1 protein-coding gene is annotated in these 600 nt (G+C 70.5%); it reads left to right on the top strand.

The window, feature by feature from the left end; all coding sequences use genetic code 11:
• Positions 1 to 600: SDR family oxidoreductase (locus JLI01S_RS16520; protein WP_157075032.1), on the top strand; the 600-nt coding region annotated here is incomplete at both ends.

Consider the following 600-nt stretch of genomic DNA (forward strand, 5'->3'; position numbering starts at 1 on the left):
CTGGCATGGCGGCTCAACGCCGAGCTGCCCGCGCAGCTCGCCCGGCGGGCGGCGGCGGACCGCTTCACGCTCGTGCAGTACTCCTCTGACTATGTCTTCGACGGTCAGACCGAGCAGCACGACGAAGCGGAGACCCTTAGTCCGCTCGGTGAGTATGGACGCACCAAGGCCGCTGGTGACCTCGCCGTGGGCGTGGCTCCGCGGCACTACCTGCTGCGCACTTCGTGGGTGGTGGGAGATGGGAGCAACTTCGTCGCGACGATGGACCGGTTGGCGCGGGACGGGGTCTCGCCCGCGGTGGTCGACGACCAGTGGGGGCGGCTGAGCTTCGCCGACGAGATCGCCGCGGCGACCGTGCACCTGGTGGAGCGTGGCGCTCCCTTCGGCACGTACAACGTCTCGCAGTCGGGGGAGCCGATGACCTGGGTAGAGATCGCCCGGGAGGTCTTCGCGCTGCGGGGGCGCTCGCGGGAGGACGTGTCGGCCGTGACGACGCAGGAGTACGCGGTGGGCAAGGAGATGGCGCCGCGGCCGACGCACTCGACGCTCGACCTGTCGAAGCTGCGCGCGACCGGGTATGAGCCCGTGAGCCAGGCCGAG

It is taken from the genome of Janibacter limosus NBRC 16128 (assembly GCF_001570985.1).
GTDB classification, from domain to species: Bacteria; Actinomycetota; Actinomycetes; order Actinomycetales; family Dermatophilaceae; genus Janibacter; species Janibacter limosus.